General features: G+C 67.5%; 17 protein-coding genes. 8 read left to right on the top strand and 9 right to left on the bottom strand.

From position 1 onward, the window contains the following. Positions 1-14: 14 nt before the first annotated feature. The 3 genes from KXV01_RS06910 to KXV01_RS06900 are packed head-to-tail and all read right to left on the bottom strand — an operon-like array spanning position 15 to position 3140. Positions 15-1070: an ABC transporter substrate-binding protein gene (locus tag KXV01_RS06910; protein ID WP_263467622.1), complete on the bottom strand. Its 1056-nt coding sequence runs from the start codon at positions 1068-1070 to the stop codon at positions 15-17. Beyond that, positions 1067-2458 carry a sensor histidine kinase gene (locus KXV01_RS06905; RefSeq protein WP_263467621.1) on the bottom strand — a complete coding sequence of 464 codons (1392 nt, stop codon included), beginning with the start codon at positions 2456-2458 and terminating at the stop codon, positions 1067-1069. The genes KXV01_RS06910 and KXV01_RS06905 overlap by 4 nt, the downstream gene beginning before the upstream one ends. Beyond that, on the bottom strand, positions 2451-3140 hold the full coding sequence (locus KXV01_RS06900) for a response regulator (RefSeq protein ID WP_049415305.1): 690 nt from the start codon (positions 3138-3140) through the stop codon (positions 2451-2453). Before KXV01_RS06900 ends, KXV01_RS06905 begins: the two co-directional genes overlap by 8 nt. 242 nt (positions 3141-3382) lie before the next feature. On the opposite strand from KXV01_RS06900, the gene KXV01_RS06895 reads away from it, so the two are divergent. The 4 genes from KXV01_RS06895 to KXV01_RS06880 all read left to right on the top strand — a co-directional run bounded on the left by KXV01_RS06895 (position 3383) and on the right by KXV01_RS06880 (position 9189). Then, on the top strand, positions 3383-4522 hold the full coding sequence (locus KXV01_RS06895; RefSeq protein WP_049440196.1) for a porin: 1140 nt from the start codon (positions 3383-3385) through the stop codon (positions 4520-4522). A 75-nt stretch (positions 4523-4597) separates the two neighbouring features. Further along, complete coding sequence (locus KXV01_RS06890; RefSeq protein WP_049415311.1) at positions 4598-5926, top strand: CitMHS family transporter; 1329 nt, start codon at positions 4598-4600, stop codon at positions 5924-5926. 24 nt (positions 5927-5950) lie between these two features. Next, a complete protein-coding gene (gene phbB / locus KXV01_RS06885) occupies positions 5951-6691 on the top strand; it encodes an acetoacetyl-CoA reductase (protein WP_005419193.1) in 741 nt (246 codons plus the stop codon). A gap of 200 nt (positions 6692-6891) precedes the next feature. Next, positions 6892-9189, top strand: coding sequence for a TonB-dependent receptor (locus tag KXV01_RS06880; RefSeq protein WP_262223619.1), 2298 nt, complete (start codon positions 6892-6894; stop codon positions 9187-9189). Between the two features lie 430 nt (positions 9190-9619). Here the strand turns inward: KXV01_RS06880 and KXV01_RS06875 are convergent, their stop codons facing one another. Next, complete coding sequence (locus KXV01_RS06875; RefSeq protein WP_049438371.1) at positions 9620-10873, bottom strand: flavohemoglobin expression-modulating QEGLA motif protein; 1254 nt, start codon at positions 10871-10873, stop codon at positions 9620-9622. Between the two features lie 123 nt (positions 10874-10996). Then, positions 10997-12106, bottom strand: a complete 1110-nt coding sequence (gene rsgA, locus KXV01_RS06870) for a ribosome small subunit-dependent GTPase A (protein ID WP_049438372.1) — start codon at positions 12104-12106, stop codon at positions 10997-10999. 113 nt (positions 12107-12219) lie between these two features. On the opposite strand from rsgA, the gene KXV01_RS06865 reads away from it, so the two are divergent. Genes KXV01_RS06865 through KXV01_RS06855 form a run of 3 tightly spaced genes read left to right on the top strand, consistent with a single transcriptional unit; the run spans position 12220 to position 14839 of the window. Further along, positions 12220-13494 carry a pyridoxal phosphate-dependent aminotransferase gene (locus KXV01_RS06865; RefSeq protein WP_049415290.1) on the top strand — a complete coding sequence of 425 codons (1275 nt, stop codon included), beginning with the start codon at positions 12220-12222 and terminating at the stop codon, positions 13492-13494. Between the two features lie 3 nt (positions 13495-13497). Next, positions 13498-14115: an SGNH/GDSL hydrolase family protein gene (locus KXV01_RS06860; protein ID WP_164284408.1), complete on the top strand. Its 618-nt coding sequence runs from the start codon at positions 13498-13500 to the stop codon at positions 14113-14115. Between the two features lie 4 nt (positions 14116-14119). Beyond that, complete coding sequence (locus KXV01_RS06855) at positions 14120-14839, top strand: class I SAM-dependent methyltransferase (protein ID WP_111097260.1); 720 nt, start codon at positions 14120-14122, stop codon at positions 14837-14839. 114 nt (positions 14840-14953) lie between these two features. On the opposite strand, the gene KXV01_RS06850 is transcribed toward KXV01_RS06855, so the two are convergent. Then, positions 14954-15733: a polysaccharide deacetylase family protein gene (locus KXV01_RS06850; protein WP_049415284.1), complete on the bottom strand. Its 780-nt coding sequence runs from the start codon at positions 15731-15733 to the stop codon at positions 14954-14956. 59 nt (positions 15734-15792) lie between these two features. Between KXV01_RS06850 and grxD the strand changes: the two genes are divergently transcribed. After that, a complete protein-coding gene (gene grxD, locus KXV01_RS06845; RefSeq protein WP_164284406.1) occupies positions 15793-16719 on the top strand; it encodes a Grx4 family monothiol glutaredoxin in 927 nt (308 codons plus the stop codon). A gap of 120 nt (positions 16720-16839) precedes the next feature. Here grxD and KXV01_RS06840 read toward each other — a convergent pair whose 3' ends face one another. From KXV01_RS06840 to KXV01_RS06830, 3 genes are all read right to left on the bottom strand, one after another. Next, a complete protein-coding gene (locus KXV01_RS06840; protein WP_049415281.1) occupies positions 16840-17379 on the bottom strand; it encodes a DUF924 family protein in 540 nt (179 codons plus the stop codon). A gap of 43 nt (positions 17380-17422) precedes the next feature. Then, positions 17423-18199 carry an AMP nucleosidase gene (locus tag KXV01_RS06835; protein ID WP_049415280.1) on the bottom strand — a complete coding sequence of 259 codons (777 nt, stop codon included), beginning with the start codon at positions 18197-18199 and terminating at the stop codon, positions 17423-17425. A 125-nt stretch (positions 18200-18324) separates the two neighbouring features. Next, positions 18325-21918, bottom strand: coding sequence for an autotransporter domain-containing protein (locus tag KXV01_RS06830; protein ID WP_262223617.1), 3594 nt, complete (start codon positions 21916-21918; stop codon positions 18325-18327). Positions 21919-22009 lie beyond the last annotated feature (91 nt).

Here is a 22009-nt window from a genome sequence, read left to right as displayed (position 1 = left end):
GGCAGGTCGCCGCCTCAGCGCCCGGCCGGCTCGACGCTACTGCGCCAGGCATCGAGGAACTGGCGACGCTTGAGCGCGTCCAGGTACACCAGCAGGCCCGGGCCGAGCTGGATCGGGCGACGGCTGCGGCCGGGTGCATCGTCGCCCCGTGCGTTGCCGGTCACGATCGGCATCAGCCGCGCCTCGCGCGACAGCACCTGCTGGCCGCGTGGCGACAGCAGGTAGTCGAGGAAGCACCGCGCTTCTTCGGGGTGCAGGCCGGTGCGCGGGATCACCGCGGTGCGCAGCACCACCAGCGTGTAGTCCTCAGGCTCGATGATGGCCAGTGGCGCGCCGGCATCGACACGTGCCTGCGCGTAGGAGCCGAGCACGTTGTAGACCAGCGACAGTTGGCCACTGGTCACCTGGTCCAGCAGCACGCCAGTACGCTCCTCGCGCACCACGTCGTTATCGCCGAGCGCGCCCAGCAGCGCACCGGCGATGCTGCCGCGCTGCGCGTCCTGGGTCGCCAGCAGGTAGCCGACACTGCTGCGCTCGATGTCATAGGTGCCGACCCTGCCGCGCAGCGGTGCACCTTCCGCACGCAGCCGGTCGAGCAGCTGGCGGCGCGTGTGCGGCACCTTCGCCACCGGCAGTGCGCGGGTGTTGTAGACCATCACCACCGGCTCGTAGCTGATGCCGAATGCTTCGTTGCGCCATTGCGCCCACGCCGGCAGCGCGGCAGTCTGCGCCGAGCGGTGCGGCAGTGCGTGGCCATCGTTGACCAGCTTGGTCTGCAGGTCCATGCCGCTGGAGATCAGCAGGTCCGGTGATGCCGGCCCGCCGCGGTCGTGCAGGTACCGCGCGTACAGGTCCTGGGTGATGATGTCCTCGTACACCACTTCGGTGCCGGGGTGCAGGCGCTGGTAGTCGGCGATGACCACCGCGAACACTTCGATGTCGGTAGTGCCGTGGATGCGCAGCTGCGCCGTGGCCGCCCCCTTCGCAGGGAAGCGGCGCACGTCGCCCGGCGCGGCCAGCACCGGCAGGGCCAGCAGCAGGGCAACGGCCGTGGCAAACAGGCGGATCATGGACTGCTCCGTGGCAAGCGGATGGTGGCGATAAGCCCGCCCTGCGGGCGGTTGCTGAGGTCGATGCGGCCGCCATGGCTGTCGACCACGCGCTTGACGATGGCCAGGCCCAGCCCGGCACCGCCGGACGGCGCGCCCTCGCCACGCGCGAAGCGCTCGAACACGCGCTCGGCATCGGCCGCAGCGATGCCAGCGCCATGGTCGGCGATGGTCAGCACGGCCTGCCCGCCCTCCACGGTCAACGCGATCTGCAACGGGCCATCACCGCCATACTTCATTGCGTTGTCCACCAGGTTCTTGATCGCCTCGCGCAGCAGCAGCGCGTCGCCATGCACCTGCACCGGCTCGGCGGTCATCGCCAACTGCACGCGCGGTGCCGGGCTTGCCTGCGGCAGCGCTTCATGCAACGCCTGGTGCACCGTCTCGGCCAGGTCCACCGCCGCAAAGCGCTGCAGGTGCGAACGATGGATCACGCTGGCATCGCTGAGCAGCTGGTTGAGCAGCCGGCTCATGTGCGTGGCGTTGCGCTCGATCGCCTGCAGGCTGCGCCGCATGTCCTCTGGATCATCGTCATCCAGCGCCAGCTGCGCCTGCGCGCGCAGCGCGGCCAGCGGCGTGCGCATCTGGTGTGCGGCCTCGGCCATGAACGCGCGTAGTGTCTCGTTGCTGCTGGACAGGCGTTCCATGAAGCGGTTCAGCGCAGCCACCATCTGGTCCATCTCGCGCGGCACGCGGGCATCCAGCGGCTTCAGGTCGGACGGTTCCCGTCGCGACAGCTCGCGCTCCACCCGCACCAGCGGCCGGAATGCGCGATGCACGCCGAACGCCACCAGCGCCAGCAGCAGCCCGGACAGCACGCCGATCGCCAGCAACGCGCGGTTGACCATGTCCTGCGCGACCGCTTCACGCGCACGCCGGGTCTGACCGACCTGGACCTGCACCTCGCCCTGCGCCGAGGCGGCGGCGAAGCTGCGGCTGACCACCACGAAGCGCACGGTCTCGCCGCTGTAGGTGGCATCGAACAGCTGCGGCTGGGTGCCGGGCCGACGCGGCGGTGCCGGCAGGTCATCGTAGCCGGTGATCAGGGTGCCGCGGCTGTCGGCCACGCGATAGAACACGCGGTCCTCGGGCGCCATCGCCAGCAGGTCCAGCGCCGCATACGGCAGATCCACCTGCCACTGTCCATCGACCAGCGCCACCGAATCGGCGATGGACAGCGCCGAGGACACCAGCAGGTGATCGTAGGAACGGTTGGCGGCACGCTGGCCGTAATCGCGTGCGGCGAACACAAGGGCCACCGCGAACACTGCCAGCAGCACGCCGAGATAGAGCAGCAGCGTGCGCCGCAGCGAACCCGGCGCCGCAGTCGCAGCGCGCACGTCAGCCATCGGCGTCGGCATCGGTATCGCTGGCTTCCAGCAGATAGCCAACGCCGCGCACCGTAGTGATGCGCAGCGGCGCGCCCGCCAGCTTCTTTCTCAGGCGGCCAACATACAACTCGATGGCATTCGGGCCCGCTTCGTCATCGAAACCGAACAGGCCGTTGCCGATCTCATCCTTGCCGACGACGTGGCCGAGGCGCCCGACCAGGATCTCCAGCAGGCGGTACTCACGATTGGGCAGTTCGATCGGTTCGCCGTCGAGGCTGACCCGGTGCGCAGCGTTGTCGAACTGGAAGCCGCCGATCTGCACTACTTCGCTGGCCTGCCCGCGTGCACGCCGCAGCAGCACGCGGCAGCGCGCTTCGAACTCGCGGAAATCGAACGGCTTGCCGAGGTAGTCGTCGGCGCCGACGTCCAGCGCCTGCACGCGATCTTCAATGCCATCACGCGCGGTCAGCATCAGCACCGGCGTGCTGTCGCCGCGCTCGCGCATGCCGGCCAGCACGCGCAGGCCATCGAGCTTGGGCAGGCCGATGTCCAGCACCACCAGGTCGAAGCTCTGGTAGCGCAGCACGCTGGCGGCGGCCAGGCCATCAGCCTGCCAGTCCACGGCGTGCCCGCTACGGCGCATCCGGCGGATGATCGCATCGGCCAGATCCGGGTTGTCTTCGACCAGCAGCAGGCGCATGGGCACACGGGTGGGAGGGGAACCGAATGCTACCGCATGCCGCCGCCGAGCTCGCCGGGCACGGCGCGGCGAGATCGCCGGCACGCTTTTCGCTGCACCGCACAAACCGCTGACAGGACGATGACAGCTACGGCAACCCAGACTGCGGCCGCGCACCGTCCGGTGCCCACGATTGCCGCGCGCCTGGCGCGCACCTGGGAGGGTTTGTGGAATTCACGTTTGCCTGGCGGCGTGCTGCCGCCATGATGGCGCTGGCTGCCCTGTCGGCGCCGGCCTACGCCGCCGAAGACGACCGTCCGGTCACCGCCACCCTCGGTGGTCGCCTGCACCTGGATTTCGCCACCTTCGACAACGACAACCGCGGTACCCCGAACAAGGACGACACCGAGATCCGCCGCGCGTGGCTTGATGTGTCGGGCAAGTTCTTCGTGGTCGACTACAAGCTGGAAGCCGACTTCTCCGGCGACCGCGTCGAGGCCAAGGACGTGTACCTGGCACGCAGCTTCGGCAAGGCCGGCAAGCTGACCGTGGGCCAGTTCAAGCAGTACTTCTCGCTGGATGACCGTACCAGCTCCAACTACGGCAGCTTCCTGGAGCGCGGCAACGCCGGCACCACGCTGGCGCCGCTGTATCGCCTGGGTGCGTCCTGGCAGGCCAATCCGGGTGACTTTACCTGGGCGGCCAGCATCTACAGCCTGGAGAGCATCGACGCCTGGCAGGTGAAGGGCCGCGCAGCGGGGGGGCGCGTCACCTGGGCGCCCTCGCCCAGCGACGGTGACGTGCTGCACCTGGGCCTGTCGCTGGCCCGCGAGGCCTATGACAACCCGGGTGCCAACGGCGTGCCCGGCCTGCGCATCCGCCCGCGCCCGGCCGGCCACCTGTCCGACAACAGCCGCCTGACCCTGGTCGACTTCTCCGCCGGCCGCGATACCGACGTCAACAAGTGGTCGCTGGAATACGCGCAGGTGCGCGGCCCGCTGTCATGGCAGGGCGAGTTCAGTGGCGCCACCTTCGATGATGGCGCCCAACGCGGCGACGTGATGGCGGCCTACGGCATGCTCAGCTGGTTCGTCACCGGCGAAAGCCGTGCCTACGACCGCAAGACCGGCCGCTTCGCACGGGTCAAGGACATCCGCCACAAGGCTGGGGCCTTCGAAGTGGCGCTGCGTTACGACCAGATGTGGGGCGCGCAGCACCTCGATGGCGCGCCGGACCTGCGCCGTGGCAGCACTGAAGCGTGGACGCTGGGTGGCAACTGGTACCTGCGTGACAACCTGCGCTTCATGCTCAACGTGATCGAAAGCCGCAATCGCGACCGCCTGGCCGGGGTCACGGTGGACCGCACGCGCGCGGTCACCGGCCGCCTGCAGTACGACTTCTAAGCCAGCTGTCCCGGGCAAACCGCCCGACCCCCTTCCACTCCCCCACGTCCTGTTTTCGCAAGGAGTCCGCAGATGATGCTGAGCATCCTCGGCTTTGGCATGGTCATTACGTTCATGTACTTGATCATGAGCAAGCGGTTGTCGCCGCTGGTGGCCCTGATCACCATCCCCATCCTGTTCGCGCTGATCGGCGGCTTCGGCGCCGGCATCGACGAGATGATGCTGGAGGGCATCAAGAAGATCGCGCCGACCGGCGTGATGCTGATGTTCGCCATCCTCTACTTCGGGGTGATGATCGACGCCGGCCTGTTCGATCCGCTGGTACGGGTGATCCTGCGCTTCGTCAAGGGCGACCCGATGAAGATCGTGCTTGGCACTGCGGTGCTGGCGATGCTGATCTCGCTCGATGGCGACGGTTCGACCACCTACATGATCACCGTCTCGGCGATGCTGCCGCTGTATCAGCGCCTCGGCATGAACGCGCTGAACATGACCTGCGTGACCATCTTGGCCGGCGGCGTGATGAACCTGACCCCGTGGGGCGGCCCGACCGCACGCGCGGCCACCGCGCTGCACGTGGACCCGGCCGATGTGTTCGTGCCGCTGATCCCGTCGATGGTGATCGCCTGTGCCGGCGTGCTGCTGCTGGCCTGGTACCTGGGCCTGAAGGAACGCCGTCGCCTCGGCGTGGTGACCCTGCCCAAGGGCGGCAGCTGGATGGACAACAGCGTGTCCGATGACAACAACGCGCTGCCGTCGGTAGAGGACGCCGAAGACATCAAGCGGCCGAAGCTGCTGTGGGTGAACCTTGCGCTGACCGTAGCGCTGATGACCGCGCTGATCATCGGCGTGCTGCCGATGCCGGTGCTGTTCATGGTCGGCTTCGCCATCGCCCTGGTGATCAACTACCCGAACCTGGCCGAGCAGCGCCGCCGCGTGGTCAACCATGCCGGCAACGTGCTGTCGGTGGTGTCGCTGATCTTCGCCGCGGGCATCTTCACCGGCATCCTCAACAACACCGGCATGGTCGAAGCGATGTCGCACAGCTTCCTGGCGGTGATTCCGGAGTCGTGGGGCCCGTACCTGGCGGTGATCACTGCCGTGGCGTCGATGCCGTTCACCTTCTTCATGTCCAACGACGCGTTCTACTTCGGCGTGCTGCCGATCCTGTCCGAGGCCGCCGGCAACTACGGCATCACCCCGGTGGAAATGGCGCGCGCCTCGCTGGCCGGCCAGCCGGTGCACCTGCTCAGCCCGCTGGTGCCGTCGACCTACCTGCTGGTGGGCCTGGCCAAGGTCGAATTCGCCGACCACCAGAAGTTCACCCTGAAGTGGGCCATCGCCATCTCGATGCTGCTGATGATCGGCAGCCTGCTGTTCGGCCTGTACCCCCTCGCCGCCTGACCCTTTGCCTAGGAGCCTTCTGCAATGACGCTTCGAATCGCTTACGTCACCAGTGGAATGGGCAGTGTCGGTACTGCCATCTGCCAGAGCCTGGCCCGCAGCGGCCACACCGTGGTCGCCGGCTGCGCGCCCAATTCGCCGCGCAAGGCCAACTGGCTGCGCGAGCAGCGCGAACAGGGCTTCGACTTCATCGCCTCCGAAGGCAACGCCACCGACTGGGCTTCGACCAGCGCCGCGTTCGCCAAGGTGCGTGCGGAAGTGGGCGAGGTCGATGTGCTGGTCAACAACTCCGGCGGCAGCCGCGACCTGCTGTTCCGGCAGATGACGGTGGAAGACTGGAACGCGGTGATCGCCTCCAATCTCAATGCGCTGTTCAACCTCACCAAGCAGGTGGTGGACGGCATGGCCACGCGTGGCTGGGGCCGCATCATCAACATCGGTTCGGTCAGCGCCCACAAGGGCCAGATCGGGCAGGTGAACTACGCCACCGCCAAGGCCGCGATGCACGGTTTCAGCCGTGCACTGGCTGCCGAAGTGGCCTCGCGCGGCGTCACCGTCAACACGCTGTCGCCGGGCTACATCGCCAGCCAGGCGATCAGCAGTTTCCCGCCGGATGTACTGGATCGACTGGCGGCTTCGGTGCCGGTGCGCCGCCTGGGTCGCCCCGAGGAAGTGGCCGGCCTGTGCGCGTGGCTGGCCTCGGATGAAGCCTCGTACGTGACCGGTGCCGACTATCCGGTCAACGGTGGCCTGTACATGGGTTGAGCCCTCCCCCACGGAGTGTGCGGGGCCGGTGAACCTTCGCTCGCGAGGAGGATCCGGCCCTTTTTTTATCTGGTTGCAGGACGCGCACGGGGCCTGCATCGTTCGTTGGTTTTTCGTAAAGAAGGTTTCATGTTCCGTTCGCATAGTGGGCCTGCACCGCGCACGCGTGCCGGTGATCACTCCCCATGCAACGGACCACCATGCAGACCCGACACCTGACGATCGCCGTAGCGATCGCGCTCTCCGCCGCCGCCAGCGCCCATGCCGCCACCGCCGCCGATACCGGCGCCAGCACCGATGCCGCGCTGAGCGCGCAGACGCTGGACACCGTCTCCGTGATCGGCCAGGGCGAGACCCGCCAGGTGCAGCGCATCACCACCGTCGACAAGCAGGTGCTGCCGCCGGGCACCAGCGGCCAGAAGATCCTCGACCGCCTGCCGGGCGTGTCGGTGCAGTCCAACGACGCCTTCGGTGCCAACGAAGAATCGCAGACCATCAGCCTGCGCGGCTTCGACAAGAGCCGCCTCGGCTATACGCTGGACGGCATCCCGCTGGGTGACAACAGCTACGGCAACTACAACGGCCTGAGCATTGCCCGCGCGATCATCGCCGAGAACCTGGCCGGCGCAGAGTTGTCGCAGGGCATCGGCTCGCTGGGCGTGGCGTCGACGAGCAACCTGGGCGGCACCATCCAGTACTTCTCGATGGACCCGTCCACCGAATTCGGTGGACGCGCCAGCGTCACCGTGGGTGACAACAACCAGCGTCGCGGCTACCTGCGCGTGGATACAGGCGACATCAATGGTTTCTCGGCCTACGTGTCCGGCGTGCACCAGGACCAGGACATGTGGGCCGCGCCGTACCAGAACCAGACCACCCGCCAGTTCAACGCCAAGGCCGTGTGGAACGTCGGCGACCACCGCTTCGGTGCGTTCGTGGCCACCTCGCGCGCCAGCCAGGCCAACTATGCCTACCTGTCCAAGGACATGCTGGCACGCGGACTGGGGTATGACTGGAACATCTACGCGCCGGACTGGGATCGCGCCGTCGCCGCCGCGTACTGCGCGCCGGGCACCTACAACAAGGCGCGCTGCAAGTTCAGCGGCGGCGTCAACAGCATCGACGATGCCTACTACCAGAGCCGTGCACTGCGCGACGACAATCTGTATTCGGTCGATGCCGACCTGCGCCTGGGCGAGCAGGGCCGCCTGAAGCTGCTGGCCTACCACCACGACAACCGTGGCCAGGGCCACTGGTGGGCACCGGGCCAGCCGTCCTACCCGGGTACCGACAGGATGCTGCCGATCTCGATCCGCAGCACCAACTACACGATCAACCGCGATGGTCTGACCGCCGCGCTGTCGTGGACGGTGGGTATCCACGAACTGGAGGCCGGCCTGTGGTACGAGCAGAACGACCATAACGTGTCGCGCAACTTCTACTACATCAGCGGACCGTTCCTGGACGACCTTTACCTGAAGAACCCGGACCGCCTGCTGTTCAACCAGGACTTCGACATCCGCACGCGCCAGTTCTACGTGCAGGACCGCATGCGCTTCCTCGACCAGCGCCTGACCGTCGACGTGGGCATCAAGAGCCCGAACACCCGCATGCGCGCCACCGCCCAGCCGGGCGTGGAAACCAGCATCGCCTCGGGCACGCTGACCGCCAAGAAGTCGGTGCTGCCGCAGCTGGGCCTGGGCTTCAAGCTCAACGCCAACAATGAGCTGTTCGCCTCGTACGCCGAAAACATCGCCGCCTTCGTCGGCGGCGGCAGCGGTGGCCCGTTGCAGGTGTCGCCGGAATCGTTCGCGGCCAGCGCCGGGCTGGAACCGGAGAAGTCCAAGAGCCTGGAAGCCGGCTTCCGTACCTTCGGCGAGAAGTACCAGGCGTCGATTGCGGCCTACAACGTGAAGTTCGACAACCGCCTGCTATCGCTGAACCCGTGCTCGAGCATCGAGGTCGGCACGCGTCCGGAGTGCGTGACGCGCTTCATCAACGTCGGTTCGGTGAAGAGCCATGGTGCGGAGCTGACCTTCATCCTCAAGCCGATCGACGGCCTGCAGTGGTACAACGCGCTGTCCTGGAACAAGACCACCTACGAGGATGACTACACCTCGGGCGGCGCGATCGTGCCGGTGGCGGGCAAGATCACGGTGGATACGCCGCAGCGCATGGCCTCCAGCGAAATCAGCTGGAACCGCGATGGCTTCTTCGCCAGCCTGCGTGCCAAGTACACCGGCAAGCGCTACTACACCTACACCAACGACCAGTCGGTGCCGGGCGTGACCACCTTCGACGCTGGTGCAGGCTACGACTTCGGCCCCGGCCTGGGCCTGCGCAACGTGCGGGTGTCGTTGAACGCGACCAACCTGACCAACAAGCGCTACGCCGGCCAGCTGAGTTCGTTCGCACCGACCGATCCGAAGGGCACGCGCTATGCGATCCATGCGAGCGCGCCGCGGCAGCTGTTCATGACGGTGGCGGCGGAGTTCTAAGTCAGAAGCGGGCGCTGCGGCGCGTTGATTGTTCCTGCATGGCGCGGGTAGGCAGGCCCATGCAGGACACGCCGTAAACCCATCCATGGGGGCTCGATCGGCGCATCCATGCGCCTCACGGTCCTGCATGGGCCTGCCTACCCCCGCTGGACACTTCCCCGCGCCGGCGCGGAGGCAATGGAAAGCAAGAGCAAAATCAAAGAGCCGGGCAATGCCCGGCTCTTTGATTTTCAAGCGCAATCCCTCTGGTGGACCTGCTACCGCGCCCGCAGGAATCTGTCTGGAGGAGGCGGGGCACCCTGGCCAGGACCGTTGGCGCCATGGATGGCGCCATCGAGCACCATGGATGGGCTTTTGCGTGTCCTGGCCAGGGTGCCCCGCCTCCTCCCCACTGATAGCAGGCAGGCGCTGGAGGATCCGCCAACGCATTTCATTCCGGCGCCAGCTGGTCCATCCGTATCCGGTTGGCAAACAGCGAGAACGCCAGCATCCCGGCCAGGCCGTTCGCCCGGCTCACCCAGTGCGGCAGCCAGCGCGGCGGCTTCAGTATTCCCGCCTCGAACAGCGGTGCGAACGCGATCGCATCGGCCAGGCTCATCTTGCCGGCAAACAACCAGCGGCAGACCTGCAGGCGGTCCTCGGCCAGCATGTGCCGGAAGAAGGTGTGCACCGACACCAGGCCGCGCAGGTACACCGTGTCCTTGGTGAAGGCCAGGCCGCCGCTCGGTGGCACGCCGCGGAACACGCGCTGCGCCGAGGCGAAGCTCTCTTCCGGGTTCTGCCCGGCATCGCAGAAATAGCGGAACACTTCGATGAAGTCGGCGCCTTCGCGTGCCATCGCGATCGCTTCGGTACGCAGGCTGATGCGCTTGAGGCGCTCGATGTCGATGCTGCCGGTGATCTGCTCGGCAAACGTCGCCAGCCCTTCCTGGGTTGCCGTCACCCGTGGCGAGGACAACGCCAGGCTGGGCAACACCGGTTGTTCGCGGCCGTTCAATGCGGTCAGCGAGTGCACCAGCGCTTCATGGTGGAACAGCTGCGCGCGGTCATAGGCGCTGAAGCGCGCACTGGTACGCAGACGGATGCGGGTCGGGCCGGCAGCCGCCTTGGACACCAGCTCCGGGTCCAGCTGTACCTGGATGATGCGCGATTCGAAGAAAGCATCCAGGTCGTTCTGCAACTGCAGTTGCAGGGCAATGGCCGAGACCGGCACCTGCTCTTCCGGTGCCAGCAGTTCGTGGTCCAGTTCGGCGGCAATCTGGATGAAGTGGCGCGCCGCGTCGCGCGTGCTCGGGCCATTGCCCGGCAGTGGCTGCTCGGGCGCGCCGAACAGCTGCACCGAACAGGTATCGACGGCGGCGGTGCCCAGCCCCTCAAGCAGCTGCGCGGCCAGGTCCCAGCTCTGTGCCGACTGCCGCACGTAGTGGCCCAGCGGATGGCTGTCATCGCAGTCGGCAGCGATCGCGGCCAGGGCGCGGCGCTCTTCGCTGAAGTCGAGCCGAGGGTAATCCACCTTCGGCAGCACCGGCTGGCCACGTGCCACGCTGTCCAGGAACGGTGCCTGCAGCGTGGCCGGCCAACTGGTCAGCCCCAGCAGGCGGATGCCTCCCACGGCCTCGACCAGGCGCGCATCGAGCGCTGCATGGTGGGCCACCTCACGGTCCAGCGTCGCGGTCGGTTCCATGCGCGGACTATAGCGCCCTGCCGTATCCGGCGCAGTGCGCCGCCGCCCGAGCATTGGCTCGGGCGCTACAAGGTGTGCCGGGATACAACCGTTGTAGAGCCGAGCCCACGCTCGGCTGCACTGTCAGCGCCGACGCGGCTTGGCGGCCGGGCGGAATTGCTGGCCTTTGCCCTTCTTGCCGCCACGTTCCTGCGCGGTCTCGGCCTGGCGTACCGCCAGTTTGGCGGCAGCGGCAGCCACTTCTTCCTTCAGCTTGAAGTAGTTCAGCAGCCGGCTCTCTTCGATCTCGCCAGCGTCGATCGCTGCACGAACAGCGCAGCCCGGTTCCTGCTGATGCTTGCAGTCGTTGAAACGGCACTGCGTGGCCAGCGCTTCGATGTCGGCGAAGCCACCTTCGGACAGCGTTTCTTCGCCGGTCGGCTTCAGCTCGCGCATGCCGGGGGTGTCGATCAGGCAGGCGCCCATCGGCAGCGGCATCAGCGCGCGATGGGTGGTGGTGTGGCGGCCGCGCGAATCGTTCGCGCGCACCGCGTTGGTCTTCATCCGCTGCTCGCCGAGCAGGGTGTTGGTCAGCGTGGATTTGCCGGCACCGGAGGAGCCCACCAGCACCACCGTGCGGCCCGGGCCCAGCCACGGTTGCAGCACCGCCACGCTGTCGGCATCCAGGCCGTTGATTGCATGCAGCGCGATGCCCTGCATCTCCAGCTCTTCCAGCACCGCCAGCGCATCCTCGCTGTACTCGGTCTGGTCGGCCTTGGTCAGCACCACCACCGGTTCTGCACCACCACCGCCGACCAGCAGCAGGTAGCGCTCGATGCGGCGCGGATTGAAGTCGGCATCCAGGCCACAGACGATGAACACCGTGTCGATGTTGGCCGCGATCACCTGCTGGTGGTAGTGCTCGCCGGCGGCGCCACGCTTGATCGCGGTGCGGCGTGGCAGCAGCGCGACAATGCGGATGCCGTCCAGCAGCACCCAGTCGCCCACTGCAGGCCGCTCGTGGCTGGGGAAGCGCGGGCGCTGCCATTCCGGCAGTGACTCGGCCTTGATCGCCGCATCCGGGCCATCAGCCACCACGTAGTGGGTGCGGTGCTGTTCGATCACCCGCGCCGGGCGGGCCTGCGGGTGCGCGGCCATCACGGCCTGCCAGTCGGCCTGCTGCGCCGGGCCCGGCCAGGGCCAGCCGATGGTCTGCAGGGCGATGAAATCGGGGGTCTGGGTCATCGCCGCCATTCTACCTGTGACGGCCCCCGGCCAGCCCAGCAATGGCAAGCCCGGAGCCGTTGCCATGCATTGCAGCAATTCCGGTAGGATGGAATCCCCATGCCTCTTGACGGCCCAGCCTCATGTCCACCATCTCGCCCAAGCCCCTGGCCATCCGCGAGCGCCTTTCCGAAGTGCGCTACGAGATCCGCGGAGAACTGGCCCGGCGAGCGCGGGAGCTGGAGGCGCAGGGCCGCAAGCTGATCAAGCTCAACATCGGCAACCCGGGCAACTTCGGTTTCCGCGCACCCGAGCACCTGCAGCGCGCGATCGCCGACGACATGGGCCGCACCGACCCGTACACCCACCAGCAGGGCCTGCCGGTGGCACGCGAGGCCATCGCCGGTTACTACGCCCGCCGCGGCGCACCGGATGCACACCCGGACCGCGTGTTCGTCGGCAACGGTGTCAGCGAGCTGATCGACCTGTCGCTGCGCGCACTGCTCAATCCCGGCGATGAGGTGCTGGTGCCGTCGCCGGACTACCCGCTGTGGTCGGCCTCCACCATCCTCAACGATGGCCGACCGGTGTACTACCGCTGCGCCGCCGAAAACGGCTTCCAGCCGGACCCGAGCGAGATCGAGACACTGGTGTCGTCACGCACCCGCGCCATCGTGCTGATCAACCCGAACAATCCCAGCGGCGCCAGCTACCCGCGCGAACTGCTGGAGCGCGTGGTCGAGATCGCACGACGCCACAACCTGCTGTTGCTGGTCGACGAGATCTACGACCAGATCCTGTACGACGATGCGGTGTTCCAGCCGGTCGCGCCGCTGGCCGGCGACCATCCGTGCCTGACCTTCAGCGGCCTGAGCAAGGTGCACCGTGCCTGCGGCTGGCGCGTGGGCTGGGCCCACCTCAGCGGCGACGACGCGCGCCTGGGCGACTTCCGCGCCGCGCTGGACCTGCTGGGCGCGCTGCGCCTGTGCGCCAACGTGCCGGGCCAGTACGCCATCGAGGCCGCAGTGAACGGCCCGGACACCATCTCCGAACTGTGCACCCCGGGCGGCCGCCTGTATGAAACCCGCCGCGCGGTGATCGACGCCTGCGAAGCCAGCGAGCACCTGTCGCTGGTCGCGCCGGCCGGTGCGCTGTATGCGTTCCCGGCCGTGGTCGGTGCCGCTGCCAAGGGCTTTGACGACCACGACTTCGCGCTGGACCTGATGAACAACGAAGGCGTGCTGGTGGTACCGGGTTCCAGCTTCAACGTGCCCTACCGCCATCATTTCCGCGTGACCCTGTTGCCGGAAGCCTCGGCGATGCGCGATGTGTTCGCCCGCATCGACCGCGTGCTGGCCCGGCGTGCCGAGGACGCGACCAAGGTCGTGCCGCTGAAGCCGCGCCGTTCGGTGGCCTGAGCGGTGGCGCTGTCCTACCTGGCGCTGGGCGACTCGTACACCGTCGGAGAAGCCGTTGCCGTCGACGGTCGCTGGCCGCACCAGCTGGCCGCCGCCCTGCGTGCGCAGGATGTGGCGCTGGCCGACCCACAGACCATCGCCACCACCGGCTGGACCACCGACGAGCTGGACGCCGGCATTGATGCAGCCGCACCCCAGGGCCCGTTCGATTTCGTCAGCCTGCTGATCGGCGTCAACAACCAGTACCGCGGCCGGCCGCTGGACGAGTACCGCGTACAGTTCCAGGCCCTGCTGCAGCGGGCGATCGGCTTTGCCGGTGACCGCCCCGGGCGTGTGCTGGTGCTGTCCTTCCCCGACTGGGGCGCGACGCCGTTCGGTGCCGGCAGCGGCCGCGACCTGGCCACCATCGAGATCGAGACCGACGAGTTCAACGCAGCTGCCGAGGTGATCAGCGCCCAGCAGGGCGTGGCCTTCGTCGACATCACCGACATCAGCCGTGACCAGGGCGGCAACCCGGCAATGATCGCCGAAGACGGCCTGCACCCGTCGGCGCGGATGTACGCACTGTGGAGCGCGCGCGCGCTGCCGGTCGCCGCACACCTGCTCGGTGGAACGGACTGACACGATGGATGGTACGCCACGGAACGGCCCGCCCCTGCCCTGCACACCGCTGACCACACCGCAGGCCCGCGCGATCGCCGAAGCGTTCCGCCCGGCACGGGCTTGGGGCAGCCGTCGCGACTACTATTACGCCCGCGGCAAGCTCGGCAGCGACCCGCTGTATGACGGCGTGCTGCAGCATCTGCCCGACGACGGGCAACCACTGCTGGACCTGGGCTGCGGGCTGGGCCTGTTCGCCCATGTGCTGCGCCAGCGCGGCGGCACCCACCCCTACCTCGGCGTGGACGTGGATGCCGGCAAGATCATCCGTGCCCAGCGTGCCGCCACCGGCCTGCACGCTGTGCGCTTCGACTGCCTGGACGTGCAGGCGCCACTGCCGGCTCAGCCTGGACACGTTCTGTTGCTGGATGTGCTGCAGTACCTGGACGCGGGCCCACAACTGGCATTGCTGCGTGCGGCCAGCGCGCGGGTGGCCGCCGGCGGCCGCCTGCTGCTGCGCACGCCGCTGGCCACCGGCGATGGTCGCGACCGCACCACGCGGGTGGCGGACCGGCTGGCTTGGCTGGTCGGCTGGATGGGCACGCGGCCGCGCCACTACCCCGACCCGCACGTGCTGCAAGCGACACTGGCCGAGGCCGGATTGCAGGTGACGGCGCCGCGTCCCCTGCATGGGCGCACGCCGTTCAACAGCTGGTTGCTGGTGGCCGAACGCCCCGCGCTGTGATGGCGGGCCCCTCCGGTGCTGCGCACTGCCCGAGCATCGGCTCGGGCGCTACAGTAGCGCGCCCCTTGTAGAGCCGAGCCCATGCTCGGCTGCTCTACATCACCAGGGCCGGCGTTATGGGGCCGGCAGCCGCGCTTTCAGCCCGCGCTCGTCCAGTGCCTGCAGCACGCCCTCGATGATCACCAGATTGTGGCCGTGGGCGGCCCCCTCATGCAGCAGCACGATGGCCCCCGGGCGCAGATCCGGCAGCAGGCGGTCGAGCACCCCCTGCGCCGTGCAACCGATACCGTCGAAGCCGCGCGCGCTCCAGCCGACCCGGACCAGGCCCAGCCGCTGCAGCACCGGCGCCACGAACGGATTGGTCATGCCCACCACCGAGCGGTACCAGCGCACCGGGCGACCGCCTACCGCCTGCAGCGCGTGCTGGCAGCCCTCGATCTCGGCACGCATCGCCGCCGGGCCCAGCCGCCAGAAGCGCGCCTGCGGATGGCTGTGGCTGTGGTTGCCCAGGTCGTGGCCGCGGCGCAGGATCTCCTGCACCAGTTCCGGCTGCGCCAGCGCGCGCTCGCCCACCAGGAAAAAGGTGGCATGGGCCTGGTGGCGGTCCAGCAGATCGAGCACGGCACGGGTTTCCGGGCCAGGACCGTCATCAATGGTCAACCAGACGCTGTTGCCGGGATCAGGCATCCGGCTCAGCACCGGCGCATAGAAGCGGCTGTTGGGCAGGAACACCGGCACCATGAACAGTGCGTGGCTGGCCACCATCAGCGGCAGCCCCCAGTGCCAGCCCGCCAGGGCCCAGACCAGGATCACCAGCAGCTGCGACGCCACCAGCCAGGGCAGCCAGCGCCAGGGCCGGGTCGGGATGCGATGCAATGTTCCTGCGTTGCTCATCCCCCATGATGCCATGAGGGGTAGAATCGATGGTTCGAATTCCCGGAACCCCGACGTCCATGTCCCTCGATCCCGCCCTGCGTTCGCGCATCGAATCCATCCTCAACGCCAACCGCGTCGTGCTGTTCATGAAGGGCCAGCCGTCGATGCCGCAGTGCGGTTTCTCGGCCAAGGCCGTGGGCGCCCTGCAGGACCTGGGCGTCGAGTTCGCCCACGTCAACGTGCTGGCCGACCAGGAAATCCGTGAAGGCATCAAGGCCTATGGCGACTGGCCGACCATCCCGCAGCTGTACATCGACGGCGAACTGGTCGGCGGCAGCGACATCGTGCTGCAGATGGCCGCCAGCGGCGAGCTGAGCAGCGTCCTGGGCCTGGCCGCGCCGGACCGCACCCCGCCAAGCATCACCGTCACCCCGGCCGCCGTGGAAATGCTCAAGGGCGCGCTGACCGATGCCCCGGGCGCTGCGCTGCAGCTGACCATCGACGCGCGCTTCCAGCCGAACTTCCAGCTGGCCCCGCACGATGAAGGCGCGATCGCCGCAGAGTCCAATGGCCTGCGCGTGCAGTTCGACCTGGCCAGCGCGCGCCGCGCCAACGGCATCACCATCGACTGGGTGGACGACATCCGCGGCAAGGGCCTGGCCATCGACAACCCGAATGCGCCCAAGCCGGTGCAGGAAATCAGCGTGCGCGATGCCGACGACCTGGTGCGTGCCGGCAACATCACCCTGGTGGACGTGCGCCCGGCCGACGAACGTGAAATCGCCGCCGTCGGCGTGCCGTTCAAGACCTTCGACGGCAACGGCCGTGCCGCGCTGGAAGCCCTGCCGAAGGACACCGCACTGGCCTTCATGTGCCACCACGGTGGCCGCAGCGCGCAGGCCGCCGAGCAGTTCCGCGCCCTGGGCTTCACCAAGGTGTTCAACGTCACCGGCGGCATCAACGCCTGGTCGGAAGACGTCGACAACGGCGTGCCGAAGTACTGATTGACGGCGCGGGGTCAGAGCCCTTTCCTGCGGAAAGCGGATCTGACCCCCGAGGAAAGGGGACGGAGGGGATTAAGTCGTTTATGCCACAAACGACTTAATCCCCTCCGTCCCCTTTTCTCAGCCGGCGAATCCGCCTTCGGCCAGGTAGTCCAGTTCCTCCGGCGAGGGAATGCGCCCCAGCACGGCGTTGCGGTGCGGGAAACGGCCGAAGCGGCGGATGATGTCGCGGTGCAGCTCGGCGTACTGCAGGTATTCCTTGTCGCCCAGCACGTCGAACATCGCCACCGAACGGTCCTGGTCCAACGGGTCCTCGGAGTGCTCGAACGGCAGGTAGATGAAGGCGCGCAGCTTCGGCACCAGCTGCAGGTCCAGGCCTTCCTCGATGGCGCGCATGGCGTAGTGCCGGGCCAGGCCATCGGTGGCATAGGAATGGGCAGTACCGCGGAAGCAGTTGCGCGGGAACTGGTCCAGCAGCAGCATCAGCGCCAGTGCGCCCTCGGCACTGCCCAGCCAGTGTTCACGCCCGCGCGAAGCGGCGGCGAAATGCTCATCCAGGAACAACTGGCGGAACTGCGCGTCGAACGCATCATCGCGGGCGAACCACTTCGCAGGGCCCGCCTCTTTCCAGAATTCCACCACTTGCGCGGCAACGTCCATCACCTACTCCCCAGGGCCGGCGCGCCGCGCCAGGCCATCATCATCATTCGTCGAAGCGCAGGTGGCGGACCGACTTGCCGTTGCGCCGGATAAGCTTAAGCGCCTCGATACCAATCTGGATATGGTTTTCCACGAACTGGGAGCTGACCTTGGCATCGGAGGCCTCGGTCTTGACCCCGTCGGGGATCATCGGCTGGTCCGAGACCAGCAGCAGCGCGCCACTGGGAATGTGGTTGGCGAAACCGGCCGCGAACACGGTGGCGGTTTCCATGTCGATGGCCATGCAGCGCATCGCCCGCAGCCGCTCCTTGAAGGCCTCGTCGTGCTCCCAGACCCGGCGGTTGGTGGTGTAGACGGTACCGGTCCAGTAGTCGTGGCCGAGGTCGCGGATCATGGTCGAGACTGCACGCTGCAGCGCAAACGCCGGCAAGGCTGGCACTTCCGGCGGCAGGTAGTCGCCCGACGTACCCTCGCCGCGGATCGCCGCGATCGGCAGCACCAGGTCACCCAGCTGGTTCTTGCGCTTGAGGCCACCGCACTTGCCCAGGAACAGCACCGCCTTGGGCATCACCGCCGACAGCAGGTCCATGATGATGGCGGCATTGGGGCTGCCCATGCCGAAGTTGATCATGGTGATGCCATCGATGGTGGCGCTGGCCATCGGCCGGTCAAGGCCGATGATGGGCGCACCGGTCAGCTCGGAAAAGGTGTGCAGGTAGCCGCCGAAGTTGGTCAGCAGGATGTGCTGGCCGAACTGGTCCAGCGGCACGCCGGTGTAGCGCGGCAGCCAGTTGTCGACGATTTCCTGCTTGCTCTTCATGGGCGGTCCGGTACGGCGTGGGGGCCGCCATTGTAGGCGTGCACAGGCCAACCCACACCTGGTCCAGCAACGAAGAAGGGCGGCCCTGCGGCCGCCCTCCTGGTTTCCCTGCGGTCACCGCTGGCTTAGAAGCGCACCGACCAGCGCAGGTTGGCACTGTGGTCACGGCTTTCGTCGCCATACTGGCCGCTATAGCCCAGTTCCAGCTGCTGGCGTGCGGTCAACCATGCCGACAGCCCCAGTTCGGCCACCACCGTCCTGTCAGCCATCGGGGCACCGCTGACCACGAAGCTGTCGCTGCCGGTGGCGAAGGCGAAGCGGGCCGCCGGGTCGTGATCCCCGCTGGCATGGCGGTACCCCACGCCACCGCGCAGGTGCAGCCAGCTGTCCTGCTGGAACGAAGCCTTCAGGCCCTTGTCAAAACGCAGGCCAGCCGTGGCCACGGTGGTACGCAGATCGTCCACCTCACCCTGCAGTGCAGCCGCACCGCCGCGTTCGTTGACGCGCTTCATGTCCACTTCCACACGTGCGAGCTGCAGGTAAGGCTCAAGCCCCGCCTCGCGGCCGCCGAAGCGATAGCTCGCCTCGACGAACGCCTGGCGGGTGCGGCCGTCATAGCGTGCCGCCAGCGTATCGCTGTAACCGGAGAAGGCCAGCTCGCGGGTGCTCTTTACCTCATGCTCGCTCCAGGCCAGGCCACCACGCAGGCCGAAGGCGCCCCAGTCGTGACTGGCATAGGCCCCCAGGTGCGTATTGTCGACCTTGGCACGCGCACGGCGTCCTTCCTGCTGCTTGGCATCGGTACGGCCGGTACCGGCCAGCACGCCCACCTGCCAGCCGTTGATCTCGCGGTCCACGCCTACCAGCAGGCCGCTGCTGTTGGCTTCGGTGCGTGCGGCGTTGGCATTGCCGTCCAGCGTGGTGCTGCCACCGATGGCCTGTACCCAGACCCCCGTGGCGGCGTCGCCGTCTGCTCCCGGCGCGCGCAGGCCGACACGGCGCGACAGTGCGGCATCACGCACGTAACGGCTGCCCTCGACCAGGGCCATCGCGGTGGCCGCATGCAGCTCGCCGCTGAGGCCGTCCAGTGCAGCGCCTACCTGTTGAGGGAACAGCAGGGTCAGTGGGCGTGGCAGGCCCTGGTTGACCGCCAGCCGGTCGGCCACAGTGGCCACCGCGCGCTGGTTGTCGGTACTGGCGGCACTGGCGAGCGGATTGCCACGGGTAACTTCAATGCGCGCGCCACCGGTGCCATAGGACAGCCCGAATTTCAGGAACGGCGAGAACGCACTGAAGTCGGTGGTGGCGAACTGGCCACGGATTCCGCCGTCGGCACGGATGAAGTTGAACTGCTCACCCAGGTAATAGGTGCCCGCCTCCGGCAGGGCGATCAGGGTGCCGCCCAGGGTGGCGGTACCGGTGACGCGCAACTGGTCACTGTGCCCGCCCGGGGCCAGCTCGGCCTGGTACACACCGGTGGCGGTCTGCACATAGTCGCCGTTGATGGTCAGCGTGCCGATCGAGTTGCCCGGTGCAACGATACCGGCCACGGTGGTATCGCCCAGCTGGCCGATGCCCTTCAGCGTGCCGTTCGGGCCAACGAGGGTGTGACCACCGGTCTGCGTGCCGTTGAACGACAGCACGCCGCCGTTGACGGTCAGGTCGGAGCCTGCGAGTACCCCGCCAGCATTCACACGGCTGTTGCCCAGGCTGGTCAACGCGCTGTTTTCCAGCCTTCCGTTCAATTCGAACGTCCCCTGCGCGGCGACCGAGGTATGGGCGCCGCGCTGCACACCGTCGAAGATGACCACGCCACCGTCGACGTTCAGGTCGGAGCCATCCAGCACACCGCGTGCGTTGATATGGCTGGATCCCCCCTGACTGTTCAGCGCAGTGTTCTTCAACGTGCCATTGAGCAGGAAGCTGCCGCCGGCCACGTCCACCGCTCCGGTGAGCGTATTGACGCCATCCAGTTCCAGCACGCCCTCGCGCACCAGCGCACCGTTGAAGCTGTTGTCGCCGCTCAAGCGCAGCCAGCCGATGCCGCTCTTGGTCAGCTTGCCGGGGCCGCCGATGTCGTTGGTCCAGTTGTCCCAGGCATCGCCTTCCCACACTTTCAGGCCACCGGCACGCTGGTTCATCACCACGTTGGTGTCCACGCGCAGCGAACCGTAACCCTCGATGGCCTTGGCCAGGTTCAACAGGCCCCAACCGTAGATGTCGTCGATGCCGGGCGCGCCCAGATCCGTGGTCGTGGTCAGCAGTACATCGCGCACCTGAGCGCTGTCCAGATAGGGGAAGCGTTCAAACAGCAGGCCCAGCGCGCCGGTGACGTGGGGCGCGGCCATGGACGTTCCACTCAGCAGTGCATAGCCATAGGTAGGCACGCGCTGCTGGATGTCCAGGCTGACATTGCCGTTGGCGTCGATGCCGACGCTGCCGGCCAGGCTGGAATCATCACCATAGGCGGTCGATACGATGTCCGAACCCGGTGCGGCAAGGCACCAGTTGGCACTCAGGCCGCACCTGTTGGAGCGATTGCTCAGGGTCAGATTGGTACCGACGTTGACCACGCTCAACCAGTACGGCTCGATGTCGGCGAATGCGCGCGGCAGCGTGGCGTAGAGGCCGGCGATGGGGCTCTGCGCAGGCGTCGGAATGACCGAACTGGTATTGCCGGCCGCCCACACCTGGATCATCCCGCGCGCACGCGATCCGTCGGCAAAGGTGTTCAGGTACTGGCGGTCGTCCGGGTCGTTGTAGATCGCGTCCATGTCCGTCGCTGTCGTCGGTTCCGTGACCAGGCCCCAGCTATGGTTGATGGCACGCACGCCCTGCGCGTTCATCTGGGCATAGAGGTCCTGGAAGGCGCTGACTTTCGGGCCGATCGCGCCCAGCGTCACGACCGAGTAGCCGGTCGCCGTGCGCTGCCACTCGCGGATGCTGTCGGAGAACAGCCGGCCAACGGTCAGGTCCGAACCGAAGGACACACCGTGCATGCCGCTTCCGTCCCGGTTCGCCGCGATGGTGCCGGCAACGTGCGTGCCATGGATCTCGAACTGCATCCCCGGCTGCACATAGGGGCCCGACTCGATGATCCTGCGGATGTTGTCGGGCACGTTGGCGTTGTACCCGACATAGCTGATCTGGACGTCATCGCCATCACTGGCGAAGCAGGCCGCCGGCCCACGCACTGCGGTGGTGTTGGTGCAACGCGTGCCGTCAGCCATCAGATCGGCGATGCGGATACTGCGGTTGTCCTTGCCGGCGAATTCCGGATGGTCCAGACCCGTGCCACTGTCGAATACGCCCAGGCGGATGCCCGCACCGGTCAGCCCGCGCGCATAGGCCACGTCGGCATTGATCGCAGCCAGGCCCCAGTCGAGTTCGAATTCACTGGTACGCCAGCTCGCAGCATCGCCGGGCTTGCCCATGACCGGCTCCGCGGAAGCACCGACGCTGGGAGCCAGCGCTGCCGTCGGCATCGCTACCGAGGGAGCGATCATCGCGGGAACGGAGGCGTTCACCCCGCTTTGCACGGCGAACGCCGACTGCAGGCTGCGCTGCAGCTGGTAACGGGCCAGGGCGTCGTCACTGTCCTGGGCCAGTACCGGCAGTGCGGTGGCCACCAGCAACGAACCGGCAATGGCCGACGCCAGCGGCGAGGGGAGGAAGGAACGGCGAGAAACGGTCAAACGGCGGAGCTTTGCAGCAGTCATCGGTTGCGTCCTTGATTCCATGAGAGGTACGGGCCCGGCTCCCTCGTTGGAGCAGGTGCGTAAGCTGGTGACACAGGTCAGCGCAAGACGT

The organism is Stenotrophomonas sp. Ps181 (assembly GCF_025697425.1).
Taxonomy (GTDB): domain Bacteria; phylum Pseudomonadota; class Gammaproteobacteria; order Xanthomonadales; family Xanthomonadaceae; genus Stenotrophomonas; species Stenotrophomonas sepilia.
The sequence above is the reverse complement of the archived record's forward strand: the minus strand, read 5'-3'. Positions and strand labels throughout refer to the sequence as shown.